This window comes from Chitinophaga sp. LS1, from assembly GCF_034274695.1.
Classification (GTDB): domain Bacteria; phylum Bacteroidota; class Bacteroidia; order Chitinophagales; family Chitinophagaceae; genus Chitinophaga.
Genome location: NZ_CP128362.1, coordinates 129133 through 151989 on the forward strand (window position 1 = coordinate 129133; position 22857 = coordinate 151989).

Below are 22857 nucleotides of genomic sequence, written 5' to 3' on the forward strand. Positions count from 1 at the left end.
GGCCTGATAGTTTTTAACTAAAACCTGATGTTGATGTTAAACAGAAACTGGCGGTTGTTAGGATATTTGAAATCCGAAACACCCGGCATCACATAAGCACTGGAAGTGATGGATGTATTTGGATCCTGACCCAGGAACTTTGTAAACGTATAAACATTATCTGCTGTCAGGGATACCGTCACATCATTCAACAACCATTTTTTTACCAATGATTTAGGCAACTGATAAGCCAGTGCAATATTGCGGATAGACAGGAAGCTACCATCCTTCAGGAAACGGGTAGATGTTTCTGTAGAATTAGCCGCATTCTGTGGACTGGGTTCTGTCGCTACATCTCCTGGCTTAGTCCAGATCTTGTAACTGGATGGCAGCACAATCTGGTTGTAGTAAGGTTCATTACCATCATTTTCTACAAAGCGCAGAGAATTACTGAATACTTTGTTGCCAGTAATGAAATAAGTGTTCACACTCAGGCTGAAGCCTTTGTATTTCCAGGTAGAAGACAGCCCCCCCTGCAGCTTAGGCAGCGCAGAACCTACTTCCTGATAAGTAGCGCTGGCATAGTCTGAAGTCGCTTCGCGGGAAGTTACTTTACCATTTGCATCATAGTTCACTACTTCCCACTGTGGTGCACCTGTTTCTTTGTTTACACCCAACCACTTAGGCATATAGAATTCATACAGGTTACCATCGTTGCGATAGATCTGTGAGATACTCCAGGTAGATTGTGTACGGGTAATGCTGCTAGGCAACTGGCGCAGTTTATTGGTATTGACGTTGATGCTGAAATCTGTGCTCCATTCAAAATCTTTTGAACGGATATTCACAGAATTGATGCCCAGTTCAATACCATTGTTCACCACCTGACCTACGTTTTCCCAACGTTGTTCAAAACCAACTGACAACGGCTGAGATACCTGCAGCAGGAGGTTTTTAGTGATATTATTATAAGCATCGGCAGTGATGTTCAGGCGATTGTTGAGCACACTCAGGTCCACTCCTACGTTGATCTGCTGCTTGCTTTCCCATGTCAGGTTCGGACTTGGCAACTGTGATGGCGTTGCTGCGGTAGAACCATTATACTGACTGCTCAGCGAGTAGAGACCCAGGTAACGGGAAGAACCTATATCCTGAGTACCTGTTACACCGTAGCTGGCTCTCAGTTTCAGGTTATTCACAAATCTGGTATCCTTCATGAAATCTTCATTGCTGATAACCCAACCGGCAGATACTGCAGGGAAGGAACCATAACGCTTATTGGAAGGGAATGCAGTAGATCCATCTATACGGAAAGATCCTGTCAGGAAGTACTTCTCTTTGTAACCATAACTCACCTGTGAGATCAGTGACTGGATGATAGACTGATCTGAGGAGCCATATACCATCTGTGTGTTAGACACCACATTCAATACCTGCAGACCTAAAGGTAATCCTCTACCTGATCCGCCCAGTACTTCTGTTTTGCTGTTTTCAATAGCCACACCGGCTAAACCAGTCAGGGAGTGATCACCAAATCTGAATTTGAACTTCAGGAGGTCATTTGAAACCAGACCATATCCAAGGGTACTGTATTCATAGAGATAGCCATCATTGTGATAAGCCACCGTTTCAGGAGAATAATAATCTTTCGATTTGGAATAGTTGACTGCACCACGGTTGCTGCTGGTAAAGGTTAACCATGGTGTGATGTTTACATTCAGTCCCAGGTCATAATTGACATCGAAACTTTTGTAAGGATGCGAAGAGTTCGCAACGGTATGTACAGGGTTTGTTTTATCCCTGGACCACCATTTGAATGTGGAGCTACCATCTACATATTTTGGAGATCCGTCGGCGTTATAGGGGTTATCCCATGGCATACCCAGATATGCATAATACACATCTTCATAGTTATAGGATTTACCACTGGTACCACTGATATTAATATTGTTGGTTACAGCCACATCTTTCGTGAAATGGTAGGTAGAGTTTGCACGCAGGTTTACACGCTGGTAACCTGTGTTCATGAATGTACCTTTTTCATTGTAGTAAGTGAGGGCTGTATAATAGTCATTCTTTTCGGTGCTACCGCTGGCAGCGATATAGATGTTCTGCATAGGCGCTGTGCTGAACATCGTATTTAACCAGCTGTAGTTCTGATCACGCAGGGTTTGCGGACGCTCACCGTAAAACTTGAGGATATCAATTTTATAGGAGTTGTTCGTAGTACCCGGAATGTAATCGCGGTAGTATTCTTTCTGGTGTTCATACAGTTGACTCCCAGTCATCATCTTCATCTTACCAAAGTCTGGTTTACGAAGACCTGTGGTCACTTTTGCTTCGAACTGTGTTTTGCCCAGTTTTGCTCTTTTGGTCGTTACGATGATGACACCTGCATTTGCCTGAGAACCATACATAGCAGTCGCACCTGCATCTTTCAGTACTGTTACGTTTTCCACATCGTTGGGATCGTAATTACCACCGATGATGCCATCTACTACCACCAGTGGGCTCTGAGAGGCATTGACAGAAGAAACGCCACGCAGTCTGATTTCGGAAGCAGCACCAGGTGCGCCTGAGCTATTTACAACCTGCAGACCAGCCACCTTACCCTGTAGCATACTACCTAGGTCATTGGTGGTCACGTCTTTCAGTTTCTCTGCGTTCACCACAGTCACCGCACTGGTCAGTTCACCTTTCTTCTTATCACTATAACCTACTACCACTACTTCGTTGAACTTTTTAGTATCTTCTTCCATCAGGATGTTGATACTGCCATGTACACCAGCAACCGGGTACTCTCTTGTAGCGAAGCCAATATTGCTGATGATCAATACATCAGATTTATTCAGATCACGGATGGTAAAACGACCCTCTCCATCAGATTGTGCACCTTTGCGGGAACCTTTTACCATGACAGTGGCACCGGGCAATGCAGCACCCTCTGCGGTAGTGACCCTGCCTGATACAGTAATAGTGGTATCAGCCATCGACACTTCGGGAACAGGCGCAATACGGGCTTTGTGAATCACGAAGCTGTTGCCTTCCAGAGAATAAGCAACCTGTTGATTTTTAAGGCATAGGTCGAGCACATCCTGTACATTGGCATCTTTGACCTGAAAAGATACAGGGATTGTATTCGACAATACCTTTTCAGAATAAACAATAGATACTCCTGTCTGAGTGATGATCTCAGCAAACACTTTTTGGAGCGGCGCTTCTTTTACCGTTAAGGTGACCTTCTGGGAATATCCTGCAGCACTAACGTGCAAACAGGTGACCAGAAGAGCTAGGGCGGTCAATTTCATAACCAGGCAAATTTTGGTTGATAGCCCGCGCACACAGCGGGCCATTACATTACAATCGAAATGCATACTTTTGTAGTGTTTGGTAGTACTTAAATGGTCTTACAGTGATTATTCAAGGAATGCCGGATAATTAAACCGGGGATGTTGCGAGCGTCTCCGGTTTTTAAATAGGTATCCCTTTTAGCGGCTGCTTTTTAGTATTCTTCTGCTGCTTTTAAATTTTGGTCTATACTAAATTTTGGTTCAGATACCTTTCGGTAATAAGCTTTAAATTTTGGTTTAATTGTTTACGGTAATACGATGACTTTTCTCCCTTCTAATTTTAAGTGATTATATCCGCTTGCTTCCAGCAAACGTAATACTGATGATAATTGCAGGTTTCTGCTGATTCCCCCTCCGTATAGTTCTGCGCTAGGTTTGGCAGTGTAAACAATCTCCACATCATACCAACGGGCGACTTCTCTAAGAATGGCTGGCAAAGCCGTGTTATTAAATACAAACACACCGTTTTTCCACGCGGTAACTTTTTTGATATCTGCGGGTCTGACTGTGATGGCATGATTATCATTGTCCATGACAGCCTGTTGACCGGGTTGCAGGGTTTGTAGTGTGTTTCCTTCTTTTACTCTGACACTACCGGAAATGAGGGTAGTATTGACGGTGGCTTCGTCGGCATAGGCCATGACATCGAATCCGGTACCCAGTACCTGTATTTCCATACTGTCCCTTTGTGTGGAAGGTACTTTTACGAGAAAAGGATGTGTGGCGTTGGGTGCTACTTCGAAATAACCCTGGCCTTCCAGTTGCACGACGCGGGTAGCGCCGGTGAAAGCGGTTGGATACCGGAGGGTGGTAGCTGAGTTGAGCCATACTTTAGTTCCGTCGGGTAATACGATCTGGAATTGTCCTCCCCTTGGGGTAGATAGCTTATTATAATGTACAGTACCTGAGTTTGTTTGTGCTGTGTATAGTAATTGTCCGTTTTGCTGTTTGATGGATTGGTTGCCCTGGTGAATAGTTTGGTTGCCGGCGCTGTCTAAAGTAACGACGGTACCGTCTGCCAGGGTAAGGGTGGCTTTGTTGGAGCCGGGTGTTATGATTTTTTCGATCTTGCTGGCGACAGGTAAAGGTTGTGGTTTACGGGTGTGGCCAAGGTACCAGAAGGCGGAGCCTGCCAGTAATAATAATACAGCAGCTGCTGCCAGGCGGCGGAAGTTGATGATCCGGCTGCGAGGGGGGATAAGCTGGCTGTATACGTTTTCGTAGTCTATGTCAGGAGCAGTAGACGCCGTATCAGCATAGCTGGCGAAAAGGCTGTTTAAGGTCTCTTCGTTTTGTTCGTTATTGATGTAGGTAAATAGCTCATCCAGCTCCTCGCGGGTGCAGGATCTGTTCACATAACGACCCAACAAATATTGTATTCTTGGCTGATGCTCTGGCATATAATATAAAGACGTGTGAAAAATCGGGAAGGACCGTGAAAAGATAATAATTTTTTAAAAAAGGCAAAAAAACATACTGCTGCTGCCAAAAAAATCGGGTTTTGCCTTCGGCAAAACCCGATTTTTTTGAGGTGCCGAATCTGGAGCAGGCTTGCAGCCTGCTCCAAATTCGGCCGGCGACAAAGACGGTCACCAGCAAAGACGGTTATCGGCAAAAGCCGTTATCAGCTGTAAAACAGTTATTATTTGAGCCAGAGGTTGACGGTGTTGGAGGGCGTTTCTAAGACTATTTTATAGAAAGAAGCATTTAAGGAATTTACATCTATCAGATCATTTACACCTTTTACATCTTTTACACCTTCTGCATCTTTTACACCTTCTGCATCTTTCAAATCCTTTACATCCACCAATGCGTGTTCCTGTTTTAAAGGCACCACCTTTAATAATCTATACTCATCCTGACCTCCTGCCTTAAAATTATTTGTCGCTGCCACCCATATCTTCACATTGCCACTATCCTCCAGCGCTTTCCATTTCAAATCTATATTCCCCTGAATTAAATTTCCTGCAGCCTGGGCGATAGCCACTTTTCCGATAAGGGAAGTACCATCTACTTCACGGGCTACAGAATCAGGTACATTGATTTGTAAATAACGGGCTATAGTAGGCATGATATCCACAATCCCGGGTTCGTAATATTTTGCATAATTATTCAACGGGCGATAACTGGTCACCATCCAGGTGCTACGCTGGCGAACGGATTGACCGCCATGATCACGACCTGTTTTTTCATCACGACCATGATCGGTAGTAATGACAATCATCCAGTCCTCGGCATAATTTTTCTGGCGATACAGGATCGCTTCCCATAACTTCCCCATCTGTGCATCCATCAGGCTCACCGCTTTGTAGAATTCAGGGCTATCGCCATGCATATGGCCCATATCGTCGGTATATTCAAGGTAAACCCAGCTGAGAGATGGCGCGTTCTTTTTGATACCTGCTACGGCTTCTGTGATCACCTTTTCATCGATAGCATGCATGAAATCGCGCTGCTTATCATGATGAAAATTGATGGTATCAAGCTCGAAACCATCTGCATGTAGGTCTACATATTCAGAAAGGGCGAGTTTTGTACGGTTATCTTCCCAGCTGGAATAAACCGCGGTTTGCTTGGTAGGATAAGCCTCTTTGAATAAGCGGAAGATGTTATGATAGTGGTAATTCGGATCTTTGATATCATTGTCAGGTACATTGTGCTTATTCACCCAGGTCCCCGTGAGCAGGCTATTGTACCCTACAGCGGAAATGGTCGGGGTTTCGGAGTAGGTACTTTTTCCACCACCCACATGCATGCGGGTATAGGTACCGGCAGCAATGATCTTATCTATGTTGGGAGTGGCTACTTTCTCTATCACATCAGCAGGAATACCATCTGCAATGACAAATACCACTTTCTTTTCGCGTTTGGATTGTGCGCTGACTGTACCTGCCAGCAACAGACATATAAATAAATGTTTCATGCCCTAAAAATGGAAATTATTCAATGAATTGTATGTTAGCTTTTCATTAAGCATGTGAACAGGAGTACCCCCAGCGGACCTCCATAACGTGACAGGAACACACGGATATGCTTCAGGGTTTCTACCTGTAAATTCTTGACCCTGCTTTTTGACAAACCCAGCTTTGTGGCAATATCATCATGACTCAGCCCCTCTACCCTGCTGAGGCGGAAAATAGTCTGTTTCTGATCAGACAATTGTGCGAGGGCATTGAAAATGAGTTGCTGGCTCTCCCTGGCATCGAGTTGCAGGTCGAGGGCATCCGCCACTTCCGAGATATTGGCCCATACCTGGTCTACCAGTTGCTGCTGGCGGGCCACCTTGCGGAGGTGATCGACCGTTTTATTGCGCGCAATGATAAAGATGTAGTTGCCAATATGATCGATGGCTGGAAGCTGTTCCCGGCTGGTCCAGAGCTTGAGAAAGGTATCCTGAAGAATATCCTCGGCATCTACTGCCGAGTGGGTTAACTGGTATATAAACGCAGCTACCGGCCTGCTATGCCGGTCATATAACTGCCGGAAGGCACTTTCGTCCCCTTTCCGCAGTCGTTGTAGTAATTCCGTATCCGTGGTAGCCTGCATGCGTAAATAAACCCGACTATCGCTCCTTTAGCTGCTTTGAATTGATGTTATCCTGCTAAAAATAATTAAACTGAACCATTGTTTCAGTAATTTTATTCCCAATTTATTCCCTATATGCCCGAATCCCACTACCATTTTTCTGGAAAATTTGACTGGAAATCGCTTATTATAGCCAGCACACTGGCACTCATCGCCTGCATTGGCGGAGGGATTTTTTATAGTACTTCCATGAAACCAGGTGGATTTTCGGGCGGTTGGGCAGTCGCCCTTCTATTATTGGTAATATGGTTGTTCCTCGTATTTTACCTGTTCAGGCGCTTCAATCATAGCAGAAACATAAATGTGAATGCCGGGGTAGGCGTTGTTTTATGTGGAGTGACATGGCTGTTCGGTCATGGCGGATGGGAATCACTCGTACTGCTGCTCCCCCTGACCATGCTACTTTATTTGGATTACTACTGTGAGAAATGTGGGAAATACTATTCCAATAAAACCTTTTATGTACTAAATGCCGGAGAATATTACAAGCATGAGAAAAAACTTAATAAGGAAGCCCCTCCATTTAGCTTTTTGCCAAATATTAACTTTCAGAAATTACCAACCTATGGCCCGACCCAACCACAGGATATTATTAAGATCAGGTTTTCTTATTGCAAATCCTGCGGAAGCAATGCTATTGTAGATATCCATTCCTGCAAATGGACGAGATCTGCCAGTTCAAAGAACGCCGGACGTTCCAACGTAACCCAGCAGGAGACACTCGCTGACGCCGTTTACCTGGATGACACGACAGGTAAAAAGCTGTCGCTCCTGTCCATAGACTGAAGCGACAACTTAATAATTAATACGCAGTCTCATCCGCGCCCTTATCCACTCTGCTATTCTGTATCCTGCTCTGTTTATCAATATCATACTCCTGGTAACCCAACACAAATGAAGGATCTCCCGCATTGATAGCCGGAGACGTACTGCTCAGGTGCAGATTCGTAGTGCTTACATAATTTGGATTGCCATAAGTAGAATGTGCATCCAACCCTGTTGCAGCTGTAAATGCCGCCAGTGAACCATACGTAGTACTGGTAGGATACCAGTCGAATGTAGCTGATGCTGAAGTACCTGACAGTCCATAATACAGGTTGTAATCACTCACCAGATTCGTAAATGAATACCCCCACAATGCAATGATCATGATATCGCTGGCGGAGTAAACAATATTATTCTTGATGGTGAGATAATCTGTATTCTGCAGACTAATCTCTCCACCCCAACCACCATCTGTATAGTTCTTATACAGGGAATTGTTCATGATGGTAGAATACGTCACCTTACTGTTAGCCTGGTTAGAACCAACAAGAATACCAGCATTCCTGCTGTTGTAAATGAAGTTGTCATGAATGTTGATGCCAGTAGCGGTGTAGTTATTGTTTTCACAACCGGCTGAGATACCTGCATAATTATTATAGCAGATATTGCCTTCGATGTTGATATACTTACCACCATCTACATAAATACCACCATTCAATGCAACAGGGGAAATACAGTTGTACACAATATTGTATTTCACATTCCCATTGCGGGCCATATTCACACTATCATTGGTATTTGCCCATGAATAGTGACCAGTCATATCAATACCGATGTTACGAATATGGTGTACCACATTGCTTTCGATGAGGAAGTTCTCCACATTCCCAGCCATGGTCAGCCCTTCGCTATACCCGGTATTACAACTGTAAATCTGGTTGCTGCCAATGTAGACCTTGTTGTAAGAGGCGAGTGCATCACCCCATACCATCAGCGGATTGGCATTGTCTGTAGAAGAAGGTACGGCCGTAGAATCGGTGGTCCAACCGATGTTGTAGATCTTACAACCTGTCACCTGGATGTCTGTACCACTCCCCTGGAAGAGAATACCTACAGCGCTGGAAGTAATGTTGTTCGCCACGGTAATGTTGTTGATCCGGACATGGCTTTTGGAAACCACGGCAATCATGGCTTTCTGATCACCGTTGGAAGCACTTACCCCATCCAGCACAACCGTACCACCATCATAGTTGGTAAGGGTAATGGGATGCGTGGAGTCTGCTCCTGAGTAAGGCCACCAGAGTTTTTCCTTGTAGGTACCGGCGGCAACCCAGATGGTGGCACCTGCGCCATCGGTGGTTTTCCAGAGTGCGGCCTGGATAGTCTTTAATGGCAAAGTGTCTGAGGTTCCTGCATTGGCATCACTCCCAGTGGTGCCATTTACATAAAAGTTCGTGACTGAGGACGTGGTCACGGCGGTGGTAGTGGTGTTCTTCAGCTTTTCTTCCACATCCTTTTTACAGGCAGAGAGAATCAGCAAGCCACTACAGGCAATCAAGAGGGTTTTTCTCATGGCAATTTAAAGTTTGGTTAACGGGTTTCGATTAATAAAGCTGCTTTCACTATAAAGACGATGGAGAGAATAGATAGGACCGCTAATTTCATAAAAAAATAGCCGCCCTTTTTCAAAGGCGGCTATTTATCAAAGCATATGCTTCAAATTATTTTACAAACCGGGGCATGATCAGGTAGCGGACAATAGTGTGTGCAGTGAGTGATAATATGACTACACCACCCAGTATCAGCACCTGTTTACCAATAGTGTCAAATACATCCAGGATAGGTGAAACCTGCTTACCAGCATACATAGCAGCCAGCGAGAATAGCAATACGCCCGTAATCCAGAGGGTGAGGTGAGAATAAAAATAACGTTTCTTCTGGTAACCATTTTTACCAAAGGAGGTGAATAAAAGAATAACATGTGCGACAAAGAATAGTACGGCGAGTGCGGTAAGTGTTGTGAACATAGTCATAACAATCAGTTTTGTTGTGCGTTGTGGTTTTGAGATTAAATTTAAAAACTACAGTGGAACTTGTTGTAATAAAGATAAAAGTTTTCTGATTTCAAACAAGAATATTTCCGGCAGCCAGGGCCTGCTGTCTGCCGGAAAAGAAATTAATGATTTGCCGGAGGTGGTGGTGGCGGACCATCGTGGGCACCTGGAGGTGGAGGACCCTGAGGACCTTTCTCATTACCGCCCGGAGGGGTAGCAACCGGTTCTTTCTGACCATTGTGGCAGGTGTAGCAGGTAACAGTCATAATCTGCTTACCACTCTCATCCTTACCGGATTTAAAATACTTTTTGTTGATGCGCATTGTCAACTTCATCATGTCCCTGGCCGTTTCTTTTTCTTCCAATACATCACTGGCAAAATCCAACTTCTTAGGATCGTCTTTGGAATGAGCATGACAAAAATCGCATTTTACGCCCAATGACTTATTGAACAAATGCATTGTCTGCATCAGGTCTTCATGACTGATGTTTTTAGGCAAAACTTTCAGATTCTTTGCCTTCTCTTCAGGGGGCAACGAAAGTGAACAAAGTGACACTGCCAATATCAATGACAATGGCACCACAAGTGACTTCTTGAATTTCATGACCATGGGTTTTGTAATAGTTATAAGCTTCCGCAATGAATTTAGGAAACTACCCAGATATTACAAATTTATAATGACGAATGGATGACATTTCCCGATAATAATATAGCCTGCCCCTATGAACGGAGCAGGCTGTCAACAGTTGAAGGTTTAAGAAAAAAGCGCTGGAAAATTACTGCTTTTCACACTAGTAGCCGAATCTCAGCTGTATATTTAACGTTTCGATCACACAGCGTTACCACACATTCCGGGGGCAACTGTCATCGTACTTATTGCCAAAAGTAAAGCCCAACACCAGCTCGTGGGTACCCCGGTTATAAGAGGCCAGCGCCGTTGTAGCATTGTCATAAGAGTAACCCAGGTTCACAGAATTGGAGATATTGAAACCTACCATACCCGCAAAACTATCCTTATGACGGTAGCTCGCCCCTATCCATATCAGATCATGGTATTGTAACTTGGTGTTTACTTCTACCTGTATGGGAAGGGGACTGATATATTTGATCATCAGGGAAGGCGTCAGGTTTAAGTCCTCTGTCAACAAAAACCGGTAACCGCCGGTCAGGAAGATATGAGGTACTGTTTTACCCGTTTCCGTTGTGATGGTATGATCTGAATAACTCAGGGTATTAGGCACGATCTGTTGTGCAGACAAGCCAATAAAATAATCAGCGGAATAGAGGTATAACCCCGCCGTCATATCAAACTTTGTTCTGTTCAGTATTCCACTGGAATATACCACGGGGTCTACAGTGGTATTATTAAAATTCAGGGCGGAACTATTCAGACTAAAACGACTAAAACCCGCACCAAATCCTGCTGACAAACTGGTTCTGGGTGTCAACCCGATATGATACGCATACGTACCGAATACACTCAGGTTCGTCAGCGGCCCTGTCACGTCATTGATAAATTGCAAACCTACCCCGTGATGTGGTTCGGATGCTGAATAATTCTCCCAATAGCGCTGTCCACGCGGATTCTCTCCCGGTACAGCGAAGGAAGTAGCAGTAGTGCGATAATCTTTTTTATTGATCGGCCCCTGCATCGTTACATAGGTAGTGACAGGACCTCCACTCAAGCCTGTCCACTGATGACGATGACTCACCTTGACATCGATATAGTTCTCAATCCCCGACAAGGCAGGGTTGATAATATACTGGTTGAGTATATACTGGGTATAGTGTGGCTTTTGCTGTGCAAATCCATTCATCGCCAGCAGCATGCTGATACCTAAAATGATCACTTTATTCATATCGCTGGTTTTCTTATCGGAGTATCACGACCCAACCACTGGGATTCTTACCAAATCCTATTTTCAGATCTATTGCATAATAATAAGTACCTACCGGCAATGGCTTACCATTGTAAGTACCATCCCACGCCGTACCATAGCCATGACTATGGAATACGACCTGTCCATATCTGTTAAATACATTGACATCTGCTTCGGGATATGTATCGAGCTTTGCTATATTCCATGTATCGTTGATTCCATCACCATTTGGAGAAAAGGCATTGGGGATAATGATGGTTTTGTATACCCTTATGAATACATCGTCTGTTGCTTCTCCACATCCCAGGTTGGAAGTGACGGTGAGGGTATAGGTAGTGTCTTCTGTTGGTGTCACGATTGGATTAAGTATCGTCGCATCTGTAATATTATAAACAGGTGTCCATGCATAACTTACATCTGTACCACTGGCTGTACCTGACAACTGTGCAGCCTCTCCTTCAAATATGCGCTGGTCTGCCCCGGCATTGGCTGTTGGCAGTTTCCATACATTCACGGTAACAGTATCATACGCATTGCAGGTGCCATTACTCACCGTTAGTATATAAGATGTCGTATCTGTAGGAGATGCATTGGTTGTTGCACTCGTCGCATCTGTTACTGTTGATGCGGGCGACCATAGATAGGTGCTGCCCCCGCTACCTTCCAGCGTTACGGTAGCGCCTTCACACATATTCTGATCTTCCCCCGCATCTGCTGATGGCGCTGCATTCACATCGATGCTGGTGGTATCTGAATTGGCACAACCTACGGCCGTGGTTAAGGTCACGATATAATCACCATTGTTGGCTGATGTAACACCATAGATGACGGGGTTTTGTAAACTGCTGGTGAATCCATTCGGACCTGTCCAGCTATAAGTAGCTCCCGAAAATGTAGATGAACTCAGTTCCAGCGTATCGCCTTCACACCCAGGATCGTTGCTGCTGGCCTGAGGATCAGGACTATCATCTACCTGTATCGTAATAGTATTTGAACTTACCCTACAGGCAGTTGAACTGATATTAGTGGATGATGCGGCAGACATTCTATATAGATATGTACCTGCGCCTGTTGGCTGACGTACATAAGTAGTACTCGTCGCGCCACTGATATCTGTCCAGGTAGTACCGCCATCTGTACTTACCTGCCACTGATAGGCAGGATCAGAATAACCGGTGGATACCGTACCATTGAATGTAAATACCGTAGTATCGTCTTTACATACTTCTTTGGAAGAAGAACCGTCTGTAGTATAAGCCGTAACTGTAGGACCACAGGCACGGAAAGTGATATCATCCAATGCGAGGTCATTGGCTGGGGCGCCACCAGGACTACTGTTGCTGATCTTGATCTCTACATCTGTGACACCAGTAGGTGTGGTGAAGTAAAAACCAAATTGCTTCCACACGGCACTACCACTTGTAAGGGGAATAGAACCTGTGGTGTAAGAGCCGTAAGTAGTAGATTCGTCGGTTGATAGAATGGAAAATGTAACGTTGGGAGGATTATTATCCTGTGAACGCAACAGGTTTACGACCCATGCTGCAAATTCATAGGTTGTACCACCACATAACCCAGTCACTGTCTTCTTGTAGAAATAATCTTTTACAGAGGTGGCGGCATTTACCACCATCATATATCCGCCACCAGTATGGTCAGTGGTGCTCCACCACACAGTACCGGAAGCAGCTGTTGAGCTCTCAATAGTATAATATCCATCGCTGGGAAAGGCCTGCGCCACATAGGTGTAAGTAGTAATACCCGAAGCAAGTGCACCACCATAGGAGGCTGTACCTGATCCAAAATCAATACTAACAACCGGATCTCCAAGGCTACCAGTACACAACTGAGCCTTCATATGGTGTGAGCAAAGTAGTAGCAACAACATCGACAGCAAACACTTCAAACTGGCGTTCACGCTTGCACGCTTCCGCTTTAAGATAGCAATGATCATTATAACAGGTATAGTCCTTGGAAATTGCTTTGAGATTAACAGAATGTTAGGTCGAGTGGTAAGACAAAAATATTCCAATACAATTAATGGGGAAAAATAATATGCAGAAAGGCGAATTTCATAGACGAAACAGAAAATCCCCGCCTCTGCACATGGCTGAAGCGGGGATTTGAACTGAGAGTGGTTATTAGAATGATGGATCCGTTGGTGTGTTTGTATTACCGTTCCGCTCTACGAATGGATACGGGAAGTAAGAACGCTTGCGCTCTGTAGTTGGTCTGCCAAACCGACGCTCATCTTCCAGGGCCAGACCACCCATAAACAGTTCGATACGACGATGTTTATAGATCAAATCAAGCAGGTCGCTTTCTGTAGCAGCCACTTCACCCGGTAATGCAGCGCCTACGCCAAATGCATCCTGCGATGCAGTTTTAGTCACTACTTTATTCAGTTCAATCAACCCATTGGCGAGATCATGCTGACGGGCATAACATTCTGCTTTGATCAGCGTGATCTCTCCGGGCAGGTATACAGGTATAGCCTGTGTAGTAGAAGTATAAAAACCTTTGATTCTGAAACGCGGACTACTGCTGATGGTTACGTAAAATGGATAACGTTTGTCATCTGCATCCGGACGTAACCCTACTGGTAAACTCATTGTAGAATCAGTGACCTGATAGATGTTGTTCGTAGAAGTCACCAGTGTGAAAATCGGATTTGTAGTCAGCGCATTGTAATTGTATGTAGATGTCACGCTCAGTGTCACCTGGTTTGCTGCTGCCAGCGCAGTGGTATAATCACCTGCAAACAGTGCATAGCGTGCTTTCAGCGCATACAGGGTGTTTTGCAGATCGATACCCGCAGGAATATTTTTGGTAAATGTGCTGCTCACTGCATTGGCACTGATGGCAGCCAGGGCATTGTCAATAATACCAATAGCCTTGGTATAACCAGCAGTATTGGTGATGAAGGAAACATTTGTACCTGTTGTATCCGGTACCTGCTCCCAGAACTCCGCCATATCACCAATGGCCAGCGCCTTCCAGATGGAGGTGTAGGCTATGAGCCCACTGGCATAGCTCTTATCGGTCACCACGCTGTTCACATTGTTCAGCACATTGTTCGCATCGAAGATGATTTTGTTACTTACCGTCCAGAGACCTGTTACGATGGTATTGGTGTTTTGCACATTGGTTCCACCCAGGTACAACTGGTTTTCGTCTGTATTACCGGCGTTCACCACATAGGTTTCACCTGTGAGCAGACTACTGGCAGCTATCTTGGTGTACACATTTCCCGTTCTTGCAGCAGTGTACCAGTTTTGTAAACCTACTGCCACATCCGTCAGTGCATTGGCAGAGCTGAGTGCATTGCCTGATGAAGGTCCGGAAGGATCTGTATATTCTTTTTTGCAGGATGCAGCAGCGAAGAGTAAGATCCCTGCCATGATTGACCTGCTATAATTATTGATATACCTTTTCATGAATCTCCTTTTTGATGGTTTAGAATTTGGCACGAATCGCTACGTTGTAAGTTCTTGGAGCAGGTACTGAACCGAAGTCAATACCACGCAGAATTGTACTCTGCCCTGCTGCATTCACTTCAGGATCGTATCCTTTGTAGTGATCCCATGAATAAAGGTTTCTTCCACCTACGCTCACAGTCAGGTCACTGATCCCTTTTACTTTGCCAATATTATAACTCAATGATACTTCTCTCAGTTTTACAAAAGAACCATCATCAATTCTCCATTCCTGTATAGCATATACACCTGCGATATAACCACGTGGCAGTTGACCTCTGTCTTCCTGCTCTGCAACTTTACCATTGTCTACACCTTGTCTGGTTCTGAAGTCAGCGTTGAATACATCGCCACCCTGTACAGCATCCAGCTGTGTATGCAGGTTCCATTTTTTGTAGGTGAAATCGTTGGTCAAAGTACCTGTCCAGTCCGGGTTTGGATCACCGATCTTCTTTTGCAGGGAAGAACCTGTTGGCAACCCGTTTGCATCACGACCAGCCGTATAACTCATCGAACTGTTCTGTGTACCCAGTTCTGTCAAAGGAATACCTGATGCATTGGTGATCTGTTTGCCATTCGCATCTCTTGCGAAGAAGGTACCATAGAAGAAACCTATTGGCTGACCACTTGCAATAGCTACCGGTGCACCACTGTTTGTGCTGTACAGAATGATGTTCTGTCCTGTATTCAGTGCTTTGTTCTTATTGTGGTTCCAAATGGCTGTCATATCCCAGGTGAAGTTCTTTGTCTTCACTGGTTCTACATTCAGCACTACTTCCACACCATTGTTCTGCAGCGATCCAATGTTGTCCAGGCGGCTGGTGTAACCCTGTGTAGGCGCGATCGAACTGGTGATGAGCAGGTCGTTTACACGTTTATGATATACGTTCACAGACACATTCAAACGATTGTTCAGGAAGCCCAGATCTGTACCGAATTCCAGTTCTTTCTGTCTTTCCGGTTTTACATTCGGATTGGTGTAGGTAGTGCCTGAAGTAAAGGAAGCTGCGCCCACAAATGCAACTGCATTGTATGTATTGTAACGGCCATAGGCAGATATACCAGTCAGGTTACCTGACTCACCATAAGCTGCACGCAGTTTGAACAGGTTCCACCATTTAGATACACCCATCTTATTCCAGTAATCAGTACCTGATATCACATAGCTACCACTCAGTTTGCTATACAGCTGATTTCTTTCTGACTCACCGAATACAGATGAACCATCCATTCTCAATGCACCTGTGATGAAGAACTGATCACGGTATTTAAAGTTCTGCTGAATGAAAGCACCGGAGATAGACAATTCTGTACGCTGGTCAGCACCAGTGATAGCAGTAGCTGCACCGCTTACAGTTGTGACGAAGGGAGGCAGACCACGACCCTGTTGCAGGGAGTAATGCATTCGCTGGTATTGCTGTGAATAACCGAGTTGTGTTACAGAAGCCAGACGGCTGGTGATCTGTGCATTGTAAGTCGCATTCACGTCATGGTTGATCATGAAAGAGATGTTGCTACCTGCACTTGCATAACCATTCTGGGTAGGGTCCAGTGTAGAACCACCACCATAGAAGCTTGAGCTTACATTATACTTGTAAGGAGGAATGAGGGTAGTACCATCCTGACTATAGTTGTCAATACCCATATGATAATCGACAGTCAGGTTCTTCACGGGTTTGAGTTTGATACCCGCCCCCGCGATGATCCTGCTCGTTTGCTGCTGTTGTTTGATGTCCTCTATTACGGAAACCGGGTTCACACGTCCACGCTCGCCTACAGCCTGAATATTACCCACAGCATCTCTTGCCCAGATGTCGTAGTAGTTACCAATGATGGTCACAGAGTTGGTCGGTGAGAAGAAGGAGTTACCATCCGGTTTCTCGTTTGATTTGCTATAAACATAGTTCATGGTGGCATTAAAACTAATCCACTTATTCAGCTCCTGATCGAGGTTTAAACGGAAGCTGTAACGGTTGAAATCAGTATTCCTTACAATCCCCTGGTTGTAGAGATAGCCAGCAGAAGCGTAGTATTTGGTTTTATTTTGTCCCCCGGTAACAGAGATGTTGTTATCAGCACCTACACCAGTACGGAAGATGTAGTCCTGGTAATCGTAACGTTTTACATCGGTGGTAGTGGTGATAGTAGGCGTCAGGATCGTTTGAGTAGAAGTAGCCGGATCGCCACCGAACTTGGTAGGCGCCTGGTTTACTTCCAGTTTTTTACGCAGTTCGTTTACATTGAAACTGGTGCTGAAGTTCACTACAGGAGCACCGCTGGAACCACGTTTGGTAAAGATCTGTACCACACCGGCATTTGCACGGCTACCATAGATGGCAGCTGCTGCTGCACCATTCAGTACTTCAATACTTTCAATATCCGCAGGGTTGATATCAACCATACGGCTCTGCCCTACGTTACCTACAGAGTTACCACCGGCATAGCTTGCATCGGCATTGGTAACACGGGTGGTAGAGTTGTCGATGATAACCCCATCAATGATATACAACGGATCAGTAGAACCACCGATGGTACTGATACCACGGAGTTTTACGGAGATACCGCCTGCAGGGTCACCGGAGTTTTGCGATACCTGTGCACCGGCAGTCTTACCCTGTAAAGCCGCCAATACGTTGCCGGTGGCGCCTTTGGAGAGTTCTGCTGCTTTTACAGTGCTCACATAACTACCCAGTTGTTTGCGGGTAGTACCTGCCGAAGTACCTGTTACCACTACTTCATCCAGTTTGGATACGGAGGTACCGAGCTGTGTGTTTAAAGTATAAGTTTTTCCTGTACCAATTACCAGGTCACTTTGTTTTTGTACGAAACCGATTCCGGAAAAACTCACTGTGTAAGTACCTGGTTTCAGATCAGCATTGATCACAAAGTTTCCATCTCCATCAGTCATTGCTCCGGATTTGGTGTTTTTGATGGCTACCGTGATCCCTGGCAATGGTGTGCCGGTTTCGTCTGTTACTTTACCCGTCAGCTTTACCTGTGCAAAGGCGGCTGCGGCAGTTAAACACTGCATGACAAAGAAGAGTAACAGATACCTGCATTTGACATGCCGGAATAATTGATACATTCTCATAGCTAATTTTTAAATGTGAAGACGATAGATCCTGGCATACTATCCCCATGTCCCATAGGGATAAATGTTTTTTTGATTAAAAGATGATTACAGGGTGCTGGCTGATGGCAATAGGTTTCACTCACCTATTTTCAGGCGATACACTTTCACTGTTTACGACAACGATCCTGCAAAATGAATTACTGATTCTCCTTAGCGCATAGCTTCCATTCTAAACGACGATTTGATTTCCGGGCAGCTGTACGGCCCTGGTTTATTCACAAGTGTTTTATAATATCTGAATGCCTTTTTTCTTGTAAGGCTGTAGTTTTTTGGAATTCGGTGGCAACTCTGTTATTAAAATATCTATCTCCTCTACATCACAGATCTTCAGTTGTTCGGCAGTATCCAGTTTTTCTGAAATGGATAATACGACTACCTTTTTAGAAGTGCTGATCATAGCTCGTTTTACCTGTACCACTTCCCAGTCATTGTCTGTAAGACCATCATTTGCATCCATGGCATTGTTTCCCAAAAAACATAGATCTGCTTTGATCATCTTAATCTTTGAAATCGCTTCTCCTCCTACTGTGATCTTGGAACCTTTTGCCAGCTTATCTCCTATCACGATAACTTCGATGTTAGGATGGTTGGCATATTCAAAAGCTGCCGGTAAACTTACTGTAATAAAGGTGGCCTGCAGGTCTTTGGGCAGCATACGCGCAAGTTCTGCGATGGTAGTACCACCCGTTGTTAATACAAACATGCCATCCTGTATGAGCTGTACTGCTTTTAACGCGATGGTCTTTTTATCTTCTACAGCATATACATCCTGTGAAGTGATACCGAGATGAAAAGAATTGGATAATGCGCCACCATGTACTTTGATGATCTTACCTTCCTGCGCCAGTTCTGCCAGGTCTCTGCGGATTGTATCTTCAGATACCTGGATCTGTTCACTCAGATGTGAGGACAGCACCTTATTATGTAAGTTCACCTGGTGAAGTATATAGGCGTGGCGTTCTTCTTTTAGCATCTTAGTTTGGTTGAAAATTTAATAGGTGCGATCCGGAGTTGAAATTCAGCAAAAAAACGCACAAATCCAAATATAAATCCGCATTTTTTTGCTGGTTCACGCATTTTTTTTTGAAAAACTTGCTGGTTTATGCAGGAAATGAATATTTTCCCATGGTGATAGCTGGCATTCCAGGCTTTCCGAAGTTGATTCCTTCTCCCATTACAGCTTCATTTGCCAGGATAGCAAATAATACCGCTTCTTTCGCATCGCCGGCTATTCCCAGTTCACTGGTGGTATTTATTCTTAAGTGCGGCATGCGGGCTTTGATCAATCCGACTAATAATGGATTGTGTGCACCGCCGCCACTCATGTATACTGCGTAAGATCTGTCTGCGTCCAATACACTCAGCAATGCATCGGTAATAGTATCTGCACTGAATTGTGTAAGGGTGGCCATAACATCGAATGGATTGACCTCAATGCCTTGTTGTGCCTTTAGTACATACTCTTTGCTGAATAATTCCGGACCCGTCGTGCGGGGAAATCCTTCTTTGAAAAAGGAGTTTTCTTTTAGTGCTGCCAAGAGTTTTTCATTCACTGTACCCTGCTTTGCAAATTGTGCATCTTCATCATATTCTTTTTGGAAATAATGACGGGCAAATGCATCCAGCAAGGTATTGCCGGGTCCTGTATCTGTCACGAATACTTTGTTTGCATCCAGTGATCCCGGCAGGAATGTGAAGTTCGCAATACCACCCATGTTCAGCATGATCCTGTCTTCTCCCTCCTGAGAGAATAAACAATAATCGCCGTACAAGGCAAGTGGTGCGCCCTCTCCTCCTGCTGCAATATGCTTCTGGCGAAAATCACTCAGGGTGATGATGCCAGTTTTTACTGCAATGTGATCCCCATCTCCGATCTGCAAAGTAGCATTTGGAAATGCTGCCTGCTGATGCAATATCTTAGGACTATGATACACTGTTTGTCCGTGTGATGCAATCAGATCGACTGCTGACGGATCTATATTCCATTGCTGTAAGCATTGTAATATCCATGCTGCATGATGATTGGCAATCCATGGATTGAGCAGACAAAGCTGCTGAAAGGAAATGGTTTCCTTTGCAAAGATCTTGCGGATCTCGTCCTTCACTTCGATGGGATACGGTACCGTTTCAAATTGTTCCAGCACTACTTTTGTATCCATACCACTGCCACTGATCGCGCACAATGCCACATCCAGTCCGTCGAGCGATGTACCCGACATCAACCCGATAATACGTCGTACCGGCTTTTGTGTGATGGTAAAAAGTCGTTGTAAATTACTGTTCATGCATCCGGCTTTCAATGGCGGCTCTTACACTGCCATGCTCTTCGATCAGTTGTTTTGCTTTTTCTTCGTCTACTACCAGTTCGCTCATCACCATTCTGATGCCCCTGTCTATCAGTTTATGATTGCTCAATTGCATATCTACCATCTTATTCCCTTTTACCCTGCCCAGTTGTATCATCACGGTGGTAGAGATCATATTCAACACCAGCTTTTGTGCAGTACCTGCTTTCATACGCGTGCTACCTGTCAGGAATTCCGCACCCACCGGCACTTCTATGGGATATTCCACTTCAGCTGCCAATGGGCTGTTCAGGTTACAGGTTATACAGCCAGTCACAATACCCCTGGCACGCATTTGTTGAACCCCACCTATTACATAAGGTGTAGTACCTGAGGCAGCGATACCAATCACTACATCATTCTCATTGATGTGATAGGCATCCAGGTCTTTTGCTGCCTGTTCTTTATCGTCTTCTGCAAACTCTACTGCTTTGCGGATGGCGGTATCACTACCTGCTATCAACCCGATCACCAGATCAAAACCTACTCCAAATGTGGGTGGGCATTCTGATGCATCCAGTATGCCGAGACGCCCGCTGGTACCTGCGCCGATATAAAAAAGGCGACCTCCTTTTTTCATTCGTTCTACAGTAGCTGTTACCAGCTTCTCTATTTGTGGCAGCGACTTTGCAACTGCCTGTGGCACGGTGGCGTCCTCACTGTTAATACCTTCCAGAATGGCTTTTACGCTCATCTTTTCCAGGTTGTTAAAGCGGGAAGACATTTCAGTAGTTAGCATATTATAAAAGTGTTTTTTCTGAGGGTTTTGAGAAGATCCATAATCCGGCGAACATGAGGATACCGTTTATCAGTAGTAGTTCCAATCCTATCTTAAACTCGCCCAGTATTTTTGATTGATATGTATCCAACAACAAACAAACCAATGGTGCTACAACTGCAATAACAGGCACAGCCTTGTCACTGACGCGACGCTTTGTCAATATACCAAAGGAGAATAATCCCAGTAATGGACCGTATGTATAACTCGCTACTGTGAGTATCACACCGATCATACTGGCACTGCTAATCCACTTGAAGACCAATACGAATAGCAGGAAAATGAATGTAAATACCAGGTGCACGCGCTGCCTGGTTGACTTTCTTTGTTTTTCATCGAGTCCCGCATTTCTGTTGATACCCAGAATATCTATACAGTAAGAGGATGTCAATGCCGTGATAGCACCATCTGCACTTGGGAATAAGGCAGAGATCAATGCTACGATAAAGATGATGGACATGTACGCAGGCATGTGGTTCAATGCCAGTGCAGGGAAGAGTTTATCGCCCTTTACATCTACATGCAGTTGCTCTGCATACAGGTATAATAAACCACCTAAGAAGAGGAACAACATTAATACCACCATCAGGATGAGGGATAAGGTCACCACATTCTTCTGTGCATCCTGAAGTCTTTTTACAGAAATGTTTTTCTGCATCATTTCCTGATCCATACCTGTCATGGTGATGGTGATGAACGCCCCACCCAGTATCTGTTTCAGGAAGAAAAGTTTACTATTCGGATCGCCGAAGAAGATGCGGGTCATGCCCTGCTGCGACATTCTGTTCAGACTTTCACCCATACTGATATCCATGGTGTGCAGGATGTATATGGTGCAAAGTACTAACCCCAGCAGCATACAGGTAGTTTGTAAGGTATCAGTATATACAATGGTCTTGACCCCTCCTTCGAAAGTGTAGAGTAAGATCATGACCAGGATCACCAGCGTAGTGACCCAAAATGGAATACCAAACTGATTCATGATAGCTTCCTGCAGAATATTCACGACGAGATACAACCTTGCTGTAGCCCCCAGTGTTCTGGATAATATAAAGAAGGAAGCACCTGTTTTGTAAGAGGCGACACCGAAACGGGTCTGCAAATAATTGTAAATAGAAGTAAGCTTCAACCTGTAATACAAAGGCAACAGGACAAAAGCAATAACCAGGTAACCTAACAGGTACCCGATGGTCACCTGAAAATAGGAGAAGGAATTCTTAGCGACATCCCCGGGTACACTCACAAAAGTGACACCACTGAGGGAGGTACCAATCATCCCAAAGGCAACCAACATCCAATTACTGTTGCGGTTACCAATAAAAAAGGATTCGTTACTGGAATTACGGCCGGTGTACCAGGCTACTACCAATAAAATAATAAAATAGACTACGACAATTGAGAATAAAAGCACTGGTGACATAACCGATAATCAATTTTGGCAGATAAAACCGCATAAAAACGCATTCCCGCAAATAAACTTACAGAGAAAAACGCAAAAAAACTAAAATAAT

The 22857-nt window shown here is 44.7% G+C and carries 16 protein-coding genes; 1 reads left to right on the forward strand and 15 read right to left on the reverse strand.

Annotation, left to right across the window (positions count from 1 at the left end):
* Nucleotides 1–17 precede the first annotated feature (17 nt).
* The 4 genes from QQL36_RS00590 to QQL36_RS00605 all read right to left on the reverse strand — a co-directional run bounded on the left by QQL36_RS00590 (nucleotide 18) and on the right by QQL36_RS00605 (nucleotide 6875).
* A complete protein-coding gene (locus tag QQL36_RS00590; RefSeq protein ID WP_083730175.1) occupies nucleotides 18–3287 on the reverse strand; it encodes a TonB-dependent receptor in 3270 nt (1089 codons plus the stop codon).
* A 287-nt stretch (nucleotides 3288–3574) separates the two neighbouring features.
* Complete coding sequence (locus QQL36_RS00595; protein ID WP_083730176.1) at nucleotides 3575–4729, reverse strand: FecR family protein; 1155 nt, start codon at nucleotides 4727–4729, stop codon at nucleotides 3575–3577.
* Nucleotides 4730–4971: 242 nt separating this feature from the next.
* Entirely contained in the window at nucleotides 4972–6252 is a 1281-nt protein-coding gene (locus QQL36_RS00600) for an alkaline phosphatase family protein (protein ID WP_321568574.1), read from the reverse strand.
* Between the two features lie 35 nt (nucleotides 6253–6287).
* The gene (locus QQL36_RS00605) at nucleotides 6288–6875 is read right to left on the reverse strand and encodes an RNA polymerase sigma factor (RefSeq protein ID WP_321568575.1); all 588 of its coding nucleotides are present in this window, start codon (nucleotides 6873–6875) and stop codon (nucleotides 6288–6290) included.
* 114 nt (nucleotides 6876–6989) lie between these two features.
* Here QQL36_RS00605 and QQL36_RS00610 point away from each other — a divergent pair, with 114 nt between their 5' ends.
* Nucleotides 6990–7700, forward strand: coding sequence for a hypothetical protein (locus QQL36_RS00610; protein ID WP_321568576.1), 711 nt, complete (start codon nucleotides 6990–6992; stop codon nucleotides 7698–7700).
* Between the two features lie 16 nt (nucleotides 7701–7716).
* On the opposite strand, the gene QQL36_RS00615 is transcribed toward QQL36_RS00610, so the two are convergent.
* The 11 genes from QQL36_RS00615 to QQL36_RS00665 all read right to left on the reverse strand — a co-directional run bounded on the left by QQL36_RS00615 (nucleotide 7717) and on the right by QQL36_RS00665 (nucleotide 22766).
* Complete coding sequence (locus tag QQL36_RS00615; protein ID WP_321568577.1) at nucleotides 7717–9252, reverse strand: right-handed parallel beta-helix repeat-containing protein; 1536 nt, start codon at nucleotides 9250–9252, stop codon at nucleotides 7717–7719.
* A 148-nt stretch (nucleotides 9253–9400) separates the two neighbouring features.
* Nucleotides 9401–9712 carry a hypothetical protein gene (locus QQL36_RS00620; protein ID WP_321568578.1) on the reverse strand — a complete coding sequence of 104 codons (312 nt, stop codon included), beginning with the start codon at nucleotides 9710–9712 and terminating at the stop codon, nucleotides 9401–9403.
* 143 nt (nucleotides 9713–9855) lie between these two features.
* Nucleotides 9856–10338, reverse strand: coding sequence for a c-type cytochrome (locus QQL36_RS00625; protein ID WP_083729800.1), 483 nt, complete (start codon nucleotides 10336–10338; stop codon nucleotides 9856–9858).
* Nucleotides 10339–10573: 235 nt separating this feature from the next.
* Complete coding sequence (locus tag QQL36_RS00630; RefSeq protein ID WP_321568579.1) at nucleotides 10574–11593, reverse strand: type IX secretion system membrane protein PorP/SprF; 1020 nt, start codon at nucleotides 11591–11593, stop codon at nucleotides 10574–10576.
* A 13-nt stretch (nucleotides 11594–11606) separates the two neighbouring features.
* The gene (locus tag QQL36_RS00635) at nucleotides 11607–13568 is read right to left on the reverse strand and encodes a gliding motility-associated C-terminal domain-containing protein (RefSeq protein ID WP_321568580.1); all 1962 of its coding nucleotides are present in this window, start codon (nucleotides 13566–13568) and stop codon (nucleotides 11607–11609) included.
* Nucleotides 13569–13755: 187 nt separating this feature from the next.
* Nucleotides 13756–15051, reverse strand: coding sequence for a RagB/SusD family nutrient uptake outer membrane protein (locus QQL36_RS00640; protein WP_083729803.1), 1296 nt, complete (start codon nucleotides 15049–15051; stop codon nucleotides 13756–13758).
* Between the two features lie 19 nt (nucleotides 15052–15070).
* Nucleotides 15071–18181 carry a SusC/RagA family TonB-linked outer membrane protein gene (locus QQL36_RS00645; RefSeq protein ID WP_321568581.1) on the reverse strand — a complete coding sequence of 1037 codons (3111 nt, stop codon included), beginning with the start codon at nucleotides 18179–18181 and terminating at the stop codon, nucleotides 15071–15073.
* Nucleotides 18182–18449: 268 nt separating this feature from the next.
* Nucleotides 18450–19196, reverse strand: a complete 747-nt coding sequence (locus QQL36_RS00650) for a DeoR/GlpR family DNA-binding transcription regulator (protein ID WP_083729805.1) — start codon at nucleotides 19194–19196, stop codon at nucleotides 18450–18452.
* A 127-nt stretch (nucleotides 19197–19323) separates the two neighbouring features.
* A complete protein-coding gene (locus tag QQL36_RS00655; protein ID WP_083729806.1) occupies nucleotides 19324–20508 on the reverse strand; it encodes an anhydro-N-acetylmuramic acid kinase in 1185 nt (394 codons plus the stop codon).
* Complete coding sequence (gene murQ / locus QQL36_RS00660) at nucleotides 20498–21307, reverse strand: N-acetylmuramic acid 6-phosphate etherase (protein ID WP_083729807.1); 810 nt, start codon at nucleotides 21305–21307, stop codon at nucleotides 20498–20500. Before murQ ends, QQL36_RS00655 begins: the two co-directional genes overlap by 11 nt.
* 1 nt (nucleotide 21308) lies before the next feature.
* Entirely contained in the window at nucleotides 21309–22766 is a 1458-nt protein-coding gene (locus QQL36_RS00665) for a sodium:solute symporter (RefSeq protein WP_083729808.1), read from the reverse strand.
* Nucleotides 22767–22857: the final 91 nt, after the last annotated feature.